Origin of the sequence: Candidatus Koribacter versatilis Ellin345 (assembly GCF_000014005.1) — a bacterium.
Taxonomy (GTDB): Bacteria; Acidobacteriota; Terriglobia; order Terriglobales; family Acidobacteriaceae; genus Korobacter; species Korobacter versatilis_A.
Genome location: NC_008009.1, coordinates 646,640 through 662,919 on the forward strand (window position 1 = coordinate 646,640; position 16,280 = coordinate 662,919).

Genomic DNA, 16,280 nt, shown 5'->3' on the forward strand with positions numbered 1-16,280 from the left:
TTCCTGCTGGGCCCGTACTACAGGACGCGTAACCGTACGAAGAAGTTACATGGAATTAGGAAAAGAATTTTGAACACAATTTTCAAAATTCCGTGTAACTTCCTTGGGGCACGGGCGTCACACCCGGCAGCGAGCCACCTGGTTCGAGCTCGGATGTGAGAGTAATCAATCCCCTTAGGGAAACCTACACAACTTTCGAAAGGAAAAGTATGAAGAATACCTCGATGAAGGCCCTCCTGTTGAGCGCGGCTATGACTGGTCTGTTGGCGGGCGCAAGCGCTGCCCAGACCCCGAGCACCAATGACGGCACCAACGCTGTCAAAGCCAGCAATGGCAGCAGCGTCCTGTTGGCCAAAGCCGACAAGGACAAGAAGGACAAGCACTCCTGCGCCGGCAAGAACGATTGCAAAGGCAAGGGCGGGTGTAAGTCCAGCGACAACGGTTGCAAAGGCAAGAACTCTTGTAAGGGCAAGGGTGGCTGCGCCACCGACGGCTCCAAGATGCCTAGCTAGTTAATCGCTCCCGGAGGGCCGGATGCGAGATTCCGGCCCTCAGTTCCTCCTTCCAAACTGTTCAGGACCACAATGGCAGCAAACAGATTCAACGGCTTCACGGACTACGGCATCGGGATCGGTCTTCGCATCCCTCACTACCGGCACATCCTCGACAACAAGCCGGTCGTTGATTGGTTCGAGATCATTTCCGAGAACTACATGATTGACGGCGGCCGTCCGCTCGCGGTGCTCGACGCAATTCTCGAGCAATATCGCGTGGTGCAACACGGCGTCTCCATGTACTTCGGTTCCGTGGACCCTCTAAATCGCGAGCACCTGAAACGCCTCAAGAACCTCACGCGTCGCACCAAGACCCCGTGGCTCACTGACCATCTCTGCTGGGGGAGTGTGGACGGCCGCTATACCCACGACCTGATGCCGCTCCCATACACCTGGGAAGCGATTGACGTCACGGTTGCGAAGATTAAGCAGGTCCGCGACTATCTCGAAATTCCTGTAGCCGTGGAAAACGTGAGCAGCTACGCCGAGTTCCACGAATCCGAAATGACGGAGTGGGAGTTCCTGAACGAAGTCGTCGAGCGCGCCGACTGCGGAATTCTCCTCGACGTCAACAACATCTACGTTTCTTCGATGAACCACAGTTTCGATCCACATGTTTATGTGGACAGCGTGCCCGCAGAGCGCGTCGCGCAGATCCACATCGCGGGCCATTCAAAGTACGAGAAATACATTCTGGATACTCACGATCATCCGGTGATCGATCCTGTGTGGCAGCTCTACGCGCATGCGATTCGCCGCTGCGGCCCGACCGCAACGCTGCTCGAATGGGATGACCACATCCCGTCCTTCGAGGAAGTTCACAACGAGGCGTTGAAGGCAAAGAAATTCCTTGCCGAGAATGCGGAACCAGTCGAAAAGAAGATCGCCGCAGCCGAGGCGCGCGTATGAGCACCCTGCGAGAAATTCAACACCGTTGGGCCGCCGCGGTCATGCATCCGCTCACGTCGAAGGACGAGACACCTCGCCGCTTGCATTCCGAGGCGGAAGCCATCATCAAGCCTAACGATCGCCTGAGCAGCCTCGAGCGTCTTGAGATTTACAGCCGCTCGTACTGGTTCCGCGTCCTCGATTCTCTGGTCGAAGACTTCCCCGGCGTGCGCGCCATCGCTGGGGTGAGCGAGTTCCATGCGATGTCGCGCGACTATCTCGCGCAGCACCCTTCGACATCGTTCACACTCCGCAATCTCGGCTCGCATTTCGTTGCTTGGCTTGAGCGCAACCAAGAGCGGGTTCATCCGCATGAGCAATTCGCGCTCGACATGGCTCGCCTCGAATGGGCCCACATCGAGGCCTTCGACGCCTCTCAGCGCCCAACGGTCACGCCAGAGATGTGGGCGCGCGGCGGCGAAAATGCTGAGTTGAAGTTGCAGCCATACATCCGCCTGGTGAAGGCGTCGTATCCGGTAGACGACATCCTGCTCGAAATTCGCGAGATTGAGGATTCCAATCGCAAAATCGCAAATTGGCATCGCACCCGACTTCCCCAACTTGCAAAGTCAGAGAGTTTTATCGTGGTGCACCGTGTCGACTATTCGGTTTGCTACCGGCGCGTGGAACGCGAAGCCTTTGATCTGTTAAACGCATTGCACTCTGGCGCACCGCTTGGTGTCGCGCTCGACGCCGCATTCCGCGACAGCTCGGTTCCGGAAGATCAGTGGCCCACGCTGGTGCAGCAATGGTTCGGCGCCTGGATGTCCCTGGGTTGGTTCTCGGCCTAATTATCATTTCCAAAGAGAAGGAATGTCATGAGCCTGAATACGCTCGTAAGCCGTGGCTATGGTCTGCTCATCAATGTTGCGAACCGTCTCCAGTCGCCGTTTCTCTTACTCGTGCGTCTGTACTGGGGGTGGCAGTTCGCGCAATCGGGTTGGGGACGCCTCCACCATCTCGATACCGCCACTGAGTTCTTCGCCTCGCTTGGCATTCCCATGCCGCACTTGAACGCCATCTTCATCTCGAACCTCGAACTGGTCGGCGGAATTCTGCTCGCTTTCGGCTTCGGATCGCGCCTCGTGAGCCTGCTGCTCGTGGGCGACATGACCGTTGCCTACCTCACCGCGGAGCGCGATGCCCTGAAGATGATCTTCAGCGACCCCGGCAAGTTCTATAACGCCGATCCCTACACGTTCTGGTTCGCGTCGTTAATGATTCTGGTCTTCGGTCCCGGCCTTTTCTCGATCGATTACCTCATTCGCAAGCGCATGGCCGGAGACGCCCCGCTAAGCTCCAACGATATCTAGAGGTTTGTGCCGAAATCGGAAAAGGGAGGATTTTACTCAATCGATTAAATAGAGGGTTTTTCGTGACATCTTGACACTTTTGCGGTACAAAGGTGGTGCCTGCGGGAAGGCCTCCGGTACCCCTTTCCAGCCTCCCCGGGACTGTTCCCACTTTTCCCCTGGGAGAACCGCTCTCCATGAAACCTCGGTGTTATCGCGTCGCATTTCTGATCTTTTGTTTTTGCCTGTCCCTGAATCTCTGGTCTCAGTCACCGGCACTGAACTCACCGCAAGTTGAGAAGCGCATCGATCAACTGCTCAAGCAAATGACGCTTGAGGAAAAGATTGGCCAGCTCAATCAATACTCGCAGGGTGCGGCCACCGGCCCCGGTACCGGCCGCAGCGGCTATCCCGAAATGGTCTCCAAGGGCGAGATCGGTTCGATCTTCAACCTGACCGGCGCGAAAGAGACCAACCAGATGCAGCGCATCGCGATGGAAAAATCGCGCCTGCACATTCCTCTCATCTTCGGACTCGACGTCGTCCACGGCTATCGCACCACCTTCCCCGTGCCTCTCGCTCTTTCTGCTACCTGGGACCCGGCGCTTATCGAGCGCGCCGCTCGCATTGCGGCGAAGGAAGCCAGTACTGACGGCGTCCGCTGGACCTTCTCGCCGATGGTGGACATCGCTCGTGACGCGCGGTGGGGCCGAATTACTGAAGGAGCAGGCGAAGATCCTTATCTCGGATCAGAAATTGCAAAAGCCTACGTCCGCGGATATCAGGGCTCGCTGGATTCGCCCGATAGCATCGCCGCCTGCATGAAGCACTTTGTCGGATACGGCGCGGCCGAAGGCGGACGCGACTACAACACCACAGAAATCTCCGACCGCACGCTGCGCGAGTATTACCTGCGTCCCTTCAAAGCCGGTGCAGATGCCGGCGCGCTCACATTCATGAGCGCTTTCAATTCTCTGAACGAAGTTCCAGCCTCGGCCAATCTGTTTACGCTTCGCCAAATCCTCCGCAAAGAGTGGGGCTACAAAGGCATGGTTGTGAGCGACTGGCAGTCGCTGCTCGAATTGAAGAACCACGGCATCGCCAACGACGACCGCACCGCCGCCGCCAAAAGCATTCTGGCCGGTGTGGACATGGACATGGAAGGGAACATCTACCACACCGAAATGCTCGATCTCGTGAAGTCGGGCGTAGTTCCGGTGAGCGTGATTGACGAATCCGTCCGCAATGTTCTGCGCGTAAAGATCGCTCTTGGCCTGTTCGAGCATCCCTATGCCGACGACACCAAATCCGCATTCGACGGCCCGATCCCCGCAGCCTATCGCCAGGAAGCGCGTAAAGCCGCCGAAGAATCGTTCATTCTGCTGAAGAACGACAACGCAGGTGGACATGCCGTTCTGCCCCTGACGGATGTACACAAAATCGCCGTCGTCGGGCCCATGGCCGACGACGCGGAAGACATGCTCGGCGCCTGGGGCGCAAAGGGCAACGCCAAAGACGTCGTCACACTGAAATCCGCGCTGACGGAATACGCTTCCGCTCATAACATCGCGGTCACGTTTGCCGACGACGCCAATTCGATCCCCGCAGATGCCGACGTCGTCCTCGTCGCCGTTGGTGAAAATGCCAGTCTGATGACCGGCGAAGCTGGATCGCGCACGCACCTCGATCTGCCCGGACATGAGATTGCCGAGGCCGCCGCCAAAAGCGGCAAGCCCGTCGTGCTTCTCGCGTTCAATGGCCGCCCCATCGTCCTCACCGACGTTGCTCCTAAGATGAACGCCATCCTCGAGGCGTGGTTCCCAGGCGTCGAAGCCGGTCCTGCACTGGTGGAAACTCTATTCGGCGTCGCAAATCCGAGTGGCCGCGTCACCGCGAGCTTCCCGCGTTCGGTCGGTCAGGAGCCGCTCTACTACAATGCGCTGAGCACCGGGCGACCTGCCACCGGTGTGGACCTCACGCATCCCCCGACAAAGAGTGAGGAGAAGTACCATACCCGCTACATCGACGAGCAGAACGCGCCACTGTATCCCTTCGGTTATGGCCTGTCCTACAGTTCCTTTGAGTATTCGGCGCCGAAACTGAGTGCGGCTTCCGCCAGCGCCAAGGCGATCAATGCAGGCGACGCAAATGCTGCTATCAAAGTCTCAGCCATGGTGAAGAACACCAGCAATCGTCCCGGCGATGAAATCGTGCAGTTCTACATCCGCCAGCGCGGCACCAGCGTGGCGCGTCCGGTGCGCGAATTGAAGGGCTTCCAGAAGGTCACCCTTGCCGCCGGCGAAACGAAGAACGTCGAATTTACGCTCAGCCGCAAAGAACTCGCCTTCTGGAACATTGACATGAAAGAAGTCGTAGAACCCGCAGAGTTGAGCGTCTGGATTGCTGGCGACTCGGTGAGCGGTACTCCCGCGAAGATCGAAATCAAGCCGTAGTATCTCCCGAACCAACTGAAAGGGCTGGCAACGCTGCCAGCCCATTTTTGTTGGCCGCCTGAGCTAGGCTGTTACTTTGAATCCCGCCAACTGCATCGCCCTCGTGGCTTCGGGGTTCTTCATGAAGGTCTCCCACACAAAATTGGTACGCTTGTTCTCGGCCATCAGCATCGTCGGCCCAACATCAATGCCGATGACATCCGGGTTGTACCAGTTCTTCAGCGGATTGAAGACATCAATGTAGCCGTAGCGGCACCACGCATTCGGATATCCGCCACGCACCGTTCGCAGCACCTTCATACAATCGTCGTAGAGGAAGGGAAGTGAGCCGCCCGCGGCCGCCGGAACTATGCTGCCGTCAATCGGCCCCATCGCCGGAGGTCCACCCCACGCGGTGTATCCCTGCATTGAGTCACTGGCGGTGAATCCCCACAGACTGTCGGTGTAATCGGAAAACTTGTCGTGCAACGAGAGGCAAAACAACTTGTGCGCCTTCGTTGCCTTGACGGAGTTGTCGAAGTAATCCGCGTAGTCGTCGCGCTTGTTTCGGAAGTCGTACCAGATGTGCGAAAACTGATGCGTAAACAGCGGATCGCCCGACGAGATATACGTGATCCCCTGGTACGTGTACGTCGGACGCGTCCATGCCTTCCACGTATCCGGCGCGATCGGATGCGTCGGCGAACCGATTGCGAGCAGATAGATCATCATCAGTTCGCAGTAGTGCTCCCATCGCGCATCGAGGAATCCCGACTCCGGCTTCCATCCCATGGTCAGGGTCTTGCCGCCGTTCTGCATCCATGGCCAATTGACGTTGTTGTAGAGCTTCGTCGCCAGGTCCACGATCTGCGCATCGCTCGCGAAGTACTGTCTCGCCGTCAGCACGCCGCACAGCATCAGCGCCGTATCTATCGACGACAGCTCGCAGTTCCAAGCGCGTTTGCCGGTTGACCAGTCGAGGAAGTGGTAAAAGAAGCCCTCATGGCCATCGGCCTTGCTGAGCATTGTCTGCAAGGTCAGCCGCACGCGAGCTTTGATCTGGTCGCTCGGGATGTAACCGCGCTTATCGCCAATGCAGAGTGCCGTTAGCCCAAAGCCCACGGAAGCGATGCTTGCCACCGTGTAATTGTCGGAACCGCTGGTCTTTGCGCGGTCTTTTATCAAACCGGTGTCGGGATGCGCCTGCTCCCAGAAAAATTGGAACGAACCCTTCTCGACTTCATCGAGCAATTGTTCGTCGGTGCCTGTGTAACTCGCGGGCGGAGTCACGGCCGTGCTCTCTTTGCTTCCGCCGCTGCAAGATCCCAGCCACGACAGGCTCGCGATCGGTACCAGCATCATCGCCGCGCCCGACGAACTGATGAACTCGCGTCGCGTCACACCTTGCAAATTACCGCTCTCGTCTTTTTTCGACATCGGAAACCAACCTCGTAAGCATAATCCAAGAAGAAAGGCGGTGACCCGAGGTGGGCCACCGCCGAGTGGAGGGTTCGTGCAACTTAGAAGGTGAAGCGCACCTGGAAGTCGATTACGCGTCCTGCCAAAGCCGCCTGCGGCTGCCCGAACGTATTGCTATTGATCGACGTTGCCGACGAGGAATAGCCAAACGGTTCGAAGTTGAGCCGGTTGAAGGCGTTGTAGAGGTTGGCGCGGAAGTCGATTTGCGAACTTTCGCCACCAAACCAGGGCAGGCGTGCGGTTTTACCGATAGCAAGGTCAACCGTGGAGTAATTCGGTCCACGGAACGAGTTGCGGTGAATGAACGGCGGTCCCGCCGGAGGCTGCGAGCAGTCCGCCGGCTGGAAGTACTGGTTGATCGTAGCCGTTGCGCCGCCGGGGCAAGTTACGGTTACGAGCGCGTTCGGGAAGATGCCGCCATGCAGGAAGTCATCGTTCGCCAAACCCGATTTGCCGTTCATGTACTGAGCGGTTACGAGCGCCGGACACGGAGCCGATCCGATCAATGGAATTGTCGGGCAGTCATTCGACTGCACCGGGCTCCACGGGAAGCCGGAGTGGTATTGGTAGGTTCCATCGACGTGCCAGCCGCCGAGAAGGGTACCAACCCAATCATGACGGTTCCGGTAAATCGGCAGATCCCACAACGCCGTGAACAGGATGTTGTGCGTCGAGTCGAAGTCGGACGGACCGTAGTCCCAGGTCTGGTTCAGAGGCCAGAACTGGTTGGTCTCGAAGCCCGCGCCTTCTCCGCTCACCGTATCCATGCTCTTGCTGAAGCGATACTTCCCGATGAACTGGAGTCCATTTGAGAAGCGGCGATTCAGGTTAACCAACAAAGCACTGTAGTTGCCGTTTGCGCTCGTCGATGGGAAGTACACCGGGTTCGCATGAGAAGCCGTATCCGAGCCGGCGTTGCTGTAGATGTAATCGAGGTTGACGATGCGCAGCAGCTTGCGGGTTTCGCTGCCGGCATAGCCAATATCGAGCACCATATTCCAAGGCAACTCCTGCTGCACATCCAGTGAGTAATTCCAGATGTACGGCGTTGCCATGTTCTGCGGCGCGCCCCAGACTTCTACCGATCCAGTAATTGGCAATCCGGTGGTGGGATCGAAGTTGTTCGTTAGCACGGGATTCGGGCCGTAGTTGTACATCGATTGATAGTTCGTGCCCACAACGTTAGGGTCAATCTGTCCGCCGACGTAAGGCGTTCCGAACGCGCCGGTCTCGGTTCCGCAGCAGATGCCATAGCGGAACAGATACGGCGGATTGACGCGCGAAATGCCGGTCATTGTGTCAGTAATGCGGTTATAGGAAACACCCACACCGCCGCGAATCACAGTTTTCGCGTCGGAGAACGGACTCCACGCAAAGCCGAGACGAGGCGCAAAATTGTTCCTGTCTGGTGGGTAGAGTTGATCCGTTGTTTTGACAGTCGCAGTCGTCAACGCGTCCGGGCCGGCCGCGCCGAGATACAGATTGCTCAGCCGTCCATACTTCTCAGTCAGCGGTGCGAAGTACTCGTAGCGAATGCCGATGTTCAACGTCAATTTCGGCGTGATCTTCCAATCGTCCTGGAAGTACAGCGCCCAGTCGTTCTGGCGGAAGTACTTATGTACATCCGTCGGTTGGCCGCTGCGCGGATCAGCGTCTATGCCTTCGTAAATCGGAGCGCCGTTAAAGAAGTTCCAGAGCTCGTGATAAACGAAGATCGGACGCTGGCTGCCGAATTCGTAGTCGTTATTGTCCTGGTTCATCGCGAACGAGCCGCCCATCTTGAACGCGTGACGTCCCATGTTCTTGCTCAGATTGTCACGGAATTCAAATTGGTTCTGCGCCGCCATCAGCGGAGCATTCGTGCCCTGCGTCGCGCCGTAATTGATGCGGTTGTTCGGAATCTGTTCGATCTGCAGGTAAGGAATGCCCCAATACGCATTCTTGTTGGTGTCGTACTGGTTGGTGAAGAACCGCGTGGCATTTACGCGGAATTCGTTCAACAACGTTGCCGAGAAGGTGTGGTTCCACAAAATCGCGCCGTACTTATTGCGCGGCTCGAACGTCAGGTCTTCATTCGGACGCCCGCTGTTTGTTGCGACCACGTCGTTACGCGGAACCATGTATCCGCTGAACGCCAGCAGGTCCTTGCTGCCCAGGTTGTAATCCACGCGCAGGTTGTATTGGTTTCCCTTGCTGGTGCCCGGCAGCGCAATGAACGCCTCTTCCAGGTCTGGAACGCCGTCGAACCCACTTCCCAAGCTGCCGGCCGTGAATACCGGAGCATAGTCGCCGTAGGTGCCGATCGGCGAACCCACGTCAAGGCGCCCGTTGATAACGTGGCATCCAGGTGCGGTGTAGCCCTGCCCAAGAACTGCGCTGCAATCCGTCTGCGGAATAACGTTCAGGATGCGTGGAGCATTCCCCGGCAACGTCACCGCTTGCCCGATCAGGGAGTTCGGATACGTCGCGGCGAGTAACTGGTCGAATTCAGGGGTCTCGACCCATTGTGTCGAGTAGTTGGTGTTCGAATAGCGGCCGCCTTCATAAGAGAAGAAGAAGAACAACTTGTTCTTCACAATCGGGCCACCGATACTGCCACCGAAATCGCGCGCCTTTACGTTAACTTTTTCCGTTGGAGTTCCCGGCGTCGGTCCGCCCCATTGGTTCTGCGCATTCAGCCCCGGCTCGTCGTATTTGAAGAAACCGCTGCCGTGGAAGTTGTTGGTGCCGCTCTTCGACACGACTTTCACCTGCGCGCCGGAGTTGCGGCCGTCTTCCGCCGAATACGTCGACGAGACGACGGTAATTTCCTGGATCGATTCCTGGTTCGGCGTGATGATCGCGGCGCCGCCCCACGTCAGGCTGTTGACGCTAGTACCGTCAATCATGAAGTTGTTGCCGCTGGCGCGCTGGCCATTGGCCGTGGCTTGCACAAAGTTTTCGTTTTGGAAAATTCCAGGCTGGTCGTTCTGTCCCGGTCCTGGTGAGTTCGGAAACCAGTTCGCAGTGCCATTCCCGGCGAGAGAAGCATCGCCGAACACGCCTGGCGCCAGTCGCAGGAGCGAATACGGATCGCGTCCATAGGTTGGCAGCCGGTCTACCTGCTTCGTGGTAATGGTTCCATCCACGTTCGCCGATTCTGTTTCCAGACCCGCTGCTTCCGTGCTCACGTCCACCGATTGCTGCGTGGCCGCGGGAGACACCGTGATGTTGAGGCCGCGCACCTTCTCGGCCTGTACGTCCACGTTCTTCGTTTCAGATTTTCCGAAAGAGCTTGCTTCCACGCTCACCGTGTACATGCCCGGCGGCATTGCGGTCACACGATAAAAGCCAGATCCCGAGGTGACCGTGTTCCTCGAAACCGATGTGGCCTGGTCAGTAATCGTGACATTAGCGCCCGGGACGACTGCACCCGACTTGTCGGTGACAGTCCCTTCCAGGCTCGCGCCGTACTGTGCATACGCTGTTCCCAACAGCAGGCACAATACGGACAGGAATAGGGTGATTTCTGTGAAACGGCGAGACATGCGACCTCCGAGAAATTCAACTCAATTTCCGGCTTCGGTCCTTGACTGCGACTCTCTTTCCGCCGGGTTGAAGGGACACAATTAAACCGAAACCTAATCGATTTAATGGACGGCGCGAGGATACCACGTCCAGAGTGGCTATGAACCGCAAAAAGTTGTGTCAGTTTCCCGAACTCGTCCTTGCCCTTGCCCTTTTGTCTATGCGACACTTCGCCCATGCCTCGGCGTAAAACGATGCCCCCTCCGCGGACATCGTCGGACCATAAAAAACCGATCAGTCTGAAGCGTCTCGCCGAGCATCTCGGGCTCTCTTCTGCCACTGTTTCCATCGTCATTAACCGCAAGCCCCTCTCCGACATGATCCCGGAAGAAACCAAGACCCGGATATGGGAAGCGGCGAGCCGTTTCAACTATCGGCCCAACATCATCGCTCGCTCTTTGCGCCAGCAGCGGACCTACTCCATCGGGGTTTTGCTGCCGGAGTTTAGCGACGGTTATTCCGCTTTGGTGCTAAGCGGCATTGAAGACTACCTTTTAGGGAAGGGGTATGCATGGCTGGCGGCAAGCCATCGTCACAAAGATGAATTGATCCGCGAATACCCGCACCTGCTTTACACCCGCGCGGTCGAGGGTTTGATAACCATCGACACCCCCTATGACGAGCATCTGCCGTTCCCCGTCGTGTCTGTTTCCGGACACCAGACCATCGAGGGCGTGACCAATATCGTGCTCAACCACGATCGCTCCGCGGAGCTTGCAATCGGTCATCTCCACGAGCTCGGCCATCGACGCATCGCCTTCATCAAAGGACAATCCTTCAGCTCCGATACCCAGGTCCGCTGGGATTCGATCCGCAAGGCTTGCCGGAGCTTCGGCATTACCGTTGACCCGCAACTCGTGGCACAGCTCGAAGGTGTGTCTCCTTCGCCGGAGCCGGGATACCAAGCCGCGAAACGCATCCTCGCCAACAAAGTCGACTTCACCGCGCTGTTCAGTTTTAACGACGTCTCCGCCATCGGCGCCATCCGCGCATTGCAGGAAGCCGACCTCCATGTTCCAGAAAGCGTATCCGTTGTCGGCTTCGACGACATCGCCGTCGCGGCCTACCACATCCCGGCATTGACCACCATCCGCCAGCCACTGGGTCACATGGGTTCACTCGCCGCCGAAACGCTGGTCGAGCGCATCGCTGCGCGCGGGAACGAAGGACCAGCACTGCTCGAGGTCGAACCCGAACTCGTCGTACGCGAATCGACCGCACCTCTTTCTACCGCCAAGGCCGTCCCTTCAGGCAAGGGATGAAACGCTTTCTCATCACCATCCACGCCATCTATGTGCTGGTTGGGATCGCCAACACCATGCTCGGTCCTCTGTTGCCGCTGCTTGCGGCACGCTGGCAGCTGAGCGACCGCCAATCGGGAATGTTCTTCCTCGTGCAGTTCGTCGGAGGTTTCGCCGGGGCAATCTGCTCCACGAATCTGGCGAAGCGCTTCCCACTGCACTCCATCGCCAGCGCTGGTCTTTTTCTCACTGCCATCGGATTCGCCGGCCTTGCCGCTCCCGCGCAGTTGGTAGCCTACGTCAGCATCTTCGCGAACGGATTCGGATTGGGCTTGGTTTCCCCGACTCTCACCGCCGCGGTCAGCGAAGCTGTCCCGCAACACCGCGCCGCCGTGCTCAATCTATTGAATTTTGTTTGGGCATTGGGCGCGATCACCGCACCGAACCTTGTCCTCATCGCCTTGCGTCAGAGCGGATTCTCGGTTCCCGGGATGTTGCGCGGGTTCGGCCTGGTGCTCGCGATCACCGCGTTACTCGTGCCACGAGTCATCACCACGCGGCCCGCTGAAGAAGCCGTCGCCGCCGAACTGCCGTCAAGCACGTGGCGGCTCATCGTCGCCTGTGGTGTCTTGATCTTCGTCTACGTCGGCATCGAAAATGGCGTCGCCGGATGGCTCCCAACCTTCGCCACGCGCGTCCATCGCTTCACCGTCGAACGCTCCGCGCTACTTCAGGACACCTTCTGGACCACATTCCTCATCGGACGCTTCTGCGCTCCCGCCGTACTACGCGTCGTCGCCGAAAGAATGCTGCTCACGCTTTCCGTTTGTCTCGCGGCCATCGGCACCGCCCTGTTGCTCACAACGAACTCGCCCCAGATCCTATTTGTTGCGGTAATGGCAATCGGTGTCGGCTGCGCACCTGTTTTCCCAACTGCGATCGCGCTCCTCTCCCATCGCCTCTCCGGACAATCCGGCACCAAGCTTGGATATATGTTCGCTTCTGCCGGACTCGGCGCCGCATTCTTCCCCTACTGCATCGGCGCTCTTTCTTCCGCAACCAACAGCCTGCGCATTGGGATGTGCTTGTTGCTGTTCTATGAATGCGCTCTCTTGATGGCCCACTTCACCATGTCCTACTTCGCGGCACGCACCACGTCGTCGGCCATTCAGATTCGCACCCAAGGCGCGTAGCTCGAACTAACCCGGAAGTCCATGACCCAATGAGGAGCCTCGCGTGACTCTCGCGCTTTGACTTCCAGAGTCACACACACAATCATCGTCAGCGGAGATTCTCCGCATGTTGCGAAAGTCATTAACCGTTATCGCCGTCTGTCTTCTTCCTCTCTCTGCATCCCTTGCGCAGACCACGCCACCCTCCTGTCACTCAGCAGCCGCCGGACAAAACGGTAGCCTCGCCGGCTACGTGCCCTTTGGTCCGAGCAGTCCTTGGAACCAGGACGTCTCTAAGGCGACGGTGGATCCCAACTCATCGGCGATTATCGGTTACGTTGGGACGACGAAGCCTCTCCATCCGGACTTCGGCGCTGGCCTCTATCAAGGCTCAACCATGGGCATCCCATACATCGTCGTGACCTCCGCGACGCCGAATGCCACCATCCATTTCACGGATTCACCCGGCGAAAGCGACCCGTCGCCGATGCCGGTTCCGAAAACTGCACCGATTGAGGGTTATCCCGCGCCAGGCAGCGGCGATCGCCACGTGCTCGTACTCAACACCACGACTTGCTGGCTCTACGAGCTTTACTCCGCCTATCCCAACACCGATGGAAGTTGGAACGCCGGGTCCGCCGCAATCTTCGATCTGAGCACTACTGCTTATCGTCCCTGGGGATGGACGTCCGCCGATGCTGCTGGCCTTCCTATCTTCGCCGGCCTCGTCCGCTACGACGAAATCGTGAACGGCCACATTGATCACGCATTGCGATTCACGCTGCATAACAGCAAGCAGGCGATGATCTCGCCCGCGCGTCACTGGGCTGCGAATTCGTCGGACACCCTCGCCGCGCCCATGGGCCTGCGTTTCCGTCTCAAAGCCAGCGTGGACATTTCGAAGTACTCCAAGACCAACCAGATCATCCTCACCGCGCTGAAGAAGTACGGCATGATCATGGCCGACAACGGCACGAGCATGTACCTGAGCGGCACACCCGACGATCGCTGGAGCAATGACGATCTGCACAACCTCACCCAACTCACCGCTAACGATTTCGAAGTCATCAAGCCAACTGCGGTTTACACGACCCTTCCAACCGGCGCATCGCCGGTCATCACCAGTTTCACCGCGTCGGCTTACAGCATCACCGCCGGAACCAAAGTGACATTGAGTTGGGCTGCGACCGGCGCCACCTACTACAGCGTCGCGCCACTGGGCATGCAGCGCGGCACGTGGATGACCGTCGCTCCTACGAAGACCACCACCTATACGCTCTACGCGACCGGTTCGTATGGAAGGACGCAGGCGACTTTGACAATCACCGTTCACTAGCAATTTCACTCAAACAGAAATGGCGGCTGAAGCCGCCATTTCTTACAACTAAGTTCGTTCTACAGCCCGGCAGATCAGCAGCTAGCGCTCGTTACTTGGTTGCGAACGCTTCGCCCCGATTCGGCTTCGCGTTGTCACGCATTCGCTTCATCGTTCCGGGACGCCGGGCCCATTCCGTCTGCTTCTCCGGTGGCGCCCCGTACAACTCAGGAGAGATGTAGTATCCGCGCTCGCCTTCGGGTTTCTGCTCCTCCACTTGCAGTGGATGCGCCTGCGCGTAAGCATCCTTACGCACGCCGGTGACCTGCCATGAAACTTCCTTCCCGGGCAAGCCGCCAGCGATCTTAAAGCGGTTTCCTAAAACCTTTGTAGCAATGTACGGCGTAAACGAGGCGCCGATCGGAGTGAGTTGGTAACGGAAGTTGCCGTTTTCCGCTTCAAACCAATCGGGCAGTTGCACGATTGCTTCGCCATTGGCGTCGAACGCGGCGACGCCGTCGTAGATGTTCTTCATCTCCGAGGACTGCACCGAGGCGTGGGAGAGGTACTTATTTGCGGGATCGAGTGGATGGTCGATCTGGAATCTCTGCGCACCGTTGGTAAACGTGCCGTTCACCGTAACATTGCCGAGGAAGAGCCCCGCAAGACCGTCTCCAGCGGCTCCGTGGCCGGGAATGGCGACAATCCCATGCCCGCCATAGTGGTTCGTACTGGCGCCGCCCGTCGTAAACATTCCGTCTCCGCCGAGCCCGTTGGTCGAGGCGCCGCCGGTGGAATACACGCCGACTTCGCTCTCAAAGTCGGTTGGATCCACCCCGCCATAGGTATTCAAACCGGGCACCCGTGCGGTCGGGGCGATGGTAAGACTGCCGCCAGAACCGACCGACATTTCCTCCTTGTTGCCCTCTCGAATATGCAGAATGCCTCCCGTGGGACGGTTCAGGAAGACATCGCTGTTCTGCTGGAGCAGTGTGTAGCTAAAGCAGCCATCGAGCGCATCGAAGCTGATGCCGGCGGACGGAGCCCCGCACCCCACGTTACCGATGATTGCTGGAGCTCCGTTGCCGCTGAACGTGCCGCTGCCGAGCGCATTCACCGAGAAGACCTCTGTGTTGCTCCCTCCCGAGCGCCCGCTAATCAATTTGCCGGCGCTGTTCGAATTGCCCAGCACTGCTGCCGTGCCGTTCGCACTCGCAGCCGTGGCTTGTATCCCAATGGTGGTTCCCGAAGCCGCAAGTTCGTTGGCCAGTAACGCAATGCCGCTCGTCGACGATGAGTTCGCGCGAACTCCTATGCCATTGCCGGTGGTCGCCGTGTTCTGACCGAATACGCCGTAACCATCCGGCGATTGCGTAATGCCTTTCACGCCGGTCGCCGTCCCCGTCGGCGTGTTCGCGGTGCCGTACACCGCGATACCGCCATTCGAAAGCGATGTTCCGCGCACACCCACCGCCGTACCCGTCGTCGCATTGTTTGCGCCGAAGACGCCATAACCCGAAGTCGAAGTGGTGGCGCCGTACAAACCATAACCAGCGGTGGATGTCGCCGTGCTGAATCCGTAGATCGCGGTCCCGCTGCTCTTGCCGTAGATCGCATAGCCGCTCGCCGCAGCGGAGGAAACTCCAGCTCCGGTACCAATCTGCGTCACGCCGACGATCTGATCCGTCGTCGTTCCACTGAAGTTCGTCGGTCCGCTGCCGACAGCATTTCGCGTCCCGGGAGATTTCTTCACAGTCGTGTCGCTAGAAGACGGCGCCCCTTGCTGTTGCATCGCGCTGAGCTTTTCGGTGGTCACGAATTCCGATAGCGAATGTCCAGCCAGCGTCTCGGCCTCGGCGGCCTTGAGTGCATACGGAACACTGACCAGCAGGACGCGTGGCATCTCCGGTTGGCCTTCGACACGAATACTCAGCCACTGCGCTTCGCCGGAAGAGAAGAGCTCCAGCGGGATTCCGTCCGTTTTCGTTGCGCCGAGCAACACGGAGTACTTGCCGTCCGCGTCGAGCTTCACGTTCTGCGTTTCGATCCACAGGGGTTTGCTGTCTTCCTGTGCCTTGTGAAGCGAAAAGGTAATGCCAACCGTTCCGCTTGCGGCTTTCACTTGGCCGGTGAAGCGGATCAGGTGCGGAACTACCGGTTGGGCTGACGAAGCTTGCATCGTCTCCTGCGCAAACGCGACACAGCACAACAGCACAGCGAGACACACGACTTGCAGAGTTCTCACGCTTTGCTCCTGGTTATTTTTTTCTGTAACGAACG

At 58.2% G+C, this 16,280-nt stretch carries 11 protein-coding genes; 8 read left to right on the forward strand and 3 right to left on the reverse strand.

The features are described from left to right. Window positions 1-209 precede the first annotated feature (209 nt). The 5 genes from ACID345_RS02690 to ACID345_RS02710 all read left to right on the forward strand — a co-directional run bounded on the left by ACID345_RS02690 (window position 210) and on the right by ACID345_RS02710 (window position 5,247). Window positions 210-512 carry a hypothetical protein gene (locus tag ACID345_RS02690; protein ID WP_011521333.1) on the forward strand — a complete coding sequence of 101 codons (303 nt, stop codon included), beginning with the start codon at window positions 210-212 and terminating at the stop codon, window positions 510-512. 72 nt (window positions 513-584) lie between these two features. Continuing rightward, the gene (locus ACID345_RS02695; protein WP_011521334.1) at window positions 585-1,463 is read left to right on the forward strand and encodes an MNIO family bufferin maturase; all 879 of its coding nucleotides are present in this window, start codon (window positions 585-587) and stop codon (window positions 1,461-1,463) included. Next, on the forward strand, window positions 1,460-2,293 hold the full coding sequence (locus tag ACID345_RS02700) for an HvfC/BufC N-terminal domain-containing protein (protein ID WP_011521335.1): 834 nt from the start codon (window positions 1,460-1,462) through the stop codon (window positions 2,291-2,293). The genes ACID345_RS02695 and ACID345_RS02700 overlap by 4 nt, the downstream gene beginning before the upstream one ends. 27 nt (window positions 2,294-2,320) lie before the next feature. Further along, the gene (locus ACID345_RS02705; RefSeq protein ID WP_011521336.1) at window positions 2,321-2,815 is read left to right on the forward strand and encodes a DoxX family protein; all 495 of its coding nucleotides are present in this window, start codon (window positions 2,321-2,323) and stop codon (window positions 2,813-2,815) included. 176 nt (window positions 2,816-2,991) lie between these two features. Further along, window positions 2,992-5,247 carry a glycoside hydrolase family 3 N-terminal domain-containing protein gene (locus ACID345_RS02710; protein WP_011521337.1) on the forward strand — a complete coding sequence of 752 codons (2,256 nt, stop codon included), beginning with the start codon at window positions 2,992-2,994 and terminating at the stop codon, window positions 5,245-5,247. 63 nt (window positions 5,248-5,310) lie between these two features. On the opposite strand, the gene ACID345_RS02715 is transcribed toward ACID345_RS02710, so the two are convergent. Then, window positions 5,311-6,663, reverse strand: coding sequence for a glucoamylase family protein (locus ACID345_RS02715; protein WP_011521338.1), 1,353 nt, complete (start codon window positions 6,661-6,663; stop codon window positions 5,311-5,313). 83 nt (window positions 6,664-6,746) lie between these two features. Continuing rightward, window positions 6,747-10,232, reverse strand: a complete 3,486-nt coding sequence (locus ACID345_RS02720; protein WP_011521339.1) for a TonB-dependent receptor — start codon at window positions 10,230-10,232, stop codon at window positions 6,747-6,749. Window positions 10,233-10,466: 234 nt separating this feature from the next. Between ACID345_RS02720 and ACID345_RS02725 the strand changes: the two genes are divergently transcribed. From ACID345_RS02725 to ACID345_RS02735, 3 genes are all read left to right on the forward strand, one after another. Next, complete coding sequence (locus tag ACID345_RS02725; RefSeq protein ID WP_041855374.1) at window positions 10,467-11,534, forward strand: LacI family DNA-binding transcriptional regulator; 1,068 nt, start codon at window positions 10,467-10,469, stop codon at window positions 11,532-11,534. Further along, window positions 11,531-12,706 (forward strand): MFS transporter, encoded by a 1,176-nt coding sequence (locus ACID345_RS02730; RefSeq protein ID WP_011521341.1) that lies wholly within the window; start codon window positions 11,531-11,533, stop codon window positions 12,704-12,706. The genes ACID345_RS02725 and ACID345_RS02730 overlap by 4 nt, the downstream gene beginning before the upstream one ends. A 106-nt stretch (window positions 12,707-12,812) precedes the next feature. Then, window positions 12,813-14,021 (forward strand): hypothetical protein, encoded by a 1,209-nt coding sequence (locus ACID345_RS02735; RefSeq protein ID WP_011521342.1) that lies wholly within the window; start codon window positions 12,813-12,815, stop codon window positions 14,019-14,021. Window positions 14,022-14,112: 91 nt separating this feature from the next. Here ACID345_RS02735 and ACID345_RS02740 read toward each other — a convergent pair whose 3' ends face one another. Beyond that, complete coding sequence (locus tag ACID345_RS02740) at window positions 14,113-16,245, reverse strand: hypothetical protein (protein ID WP_148209996.1); 2,133 nt, start codon at window positions 16,243-16,245, stop codon at window positions 14,113-14,115. Between the last annotated feature and the right edge of the window lie 35 nt (window positions 16,246-16,280).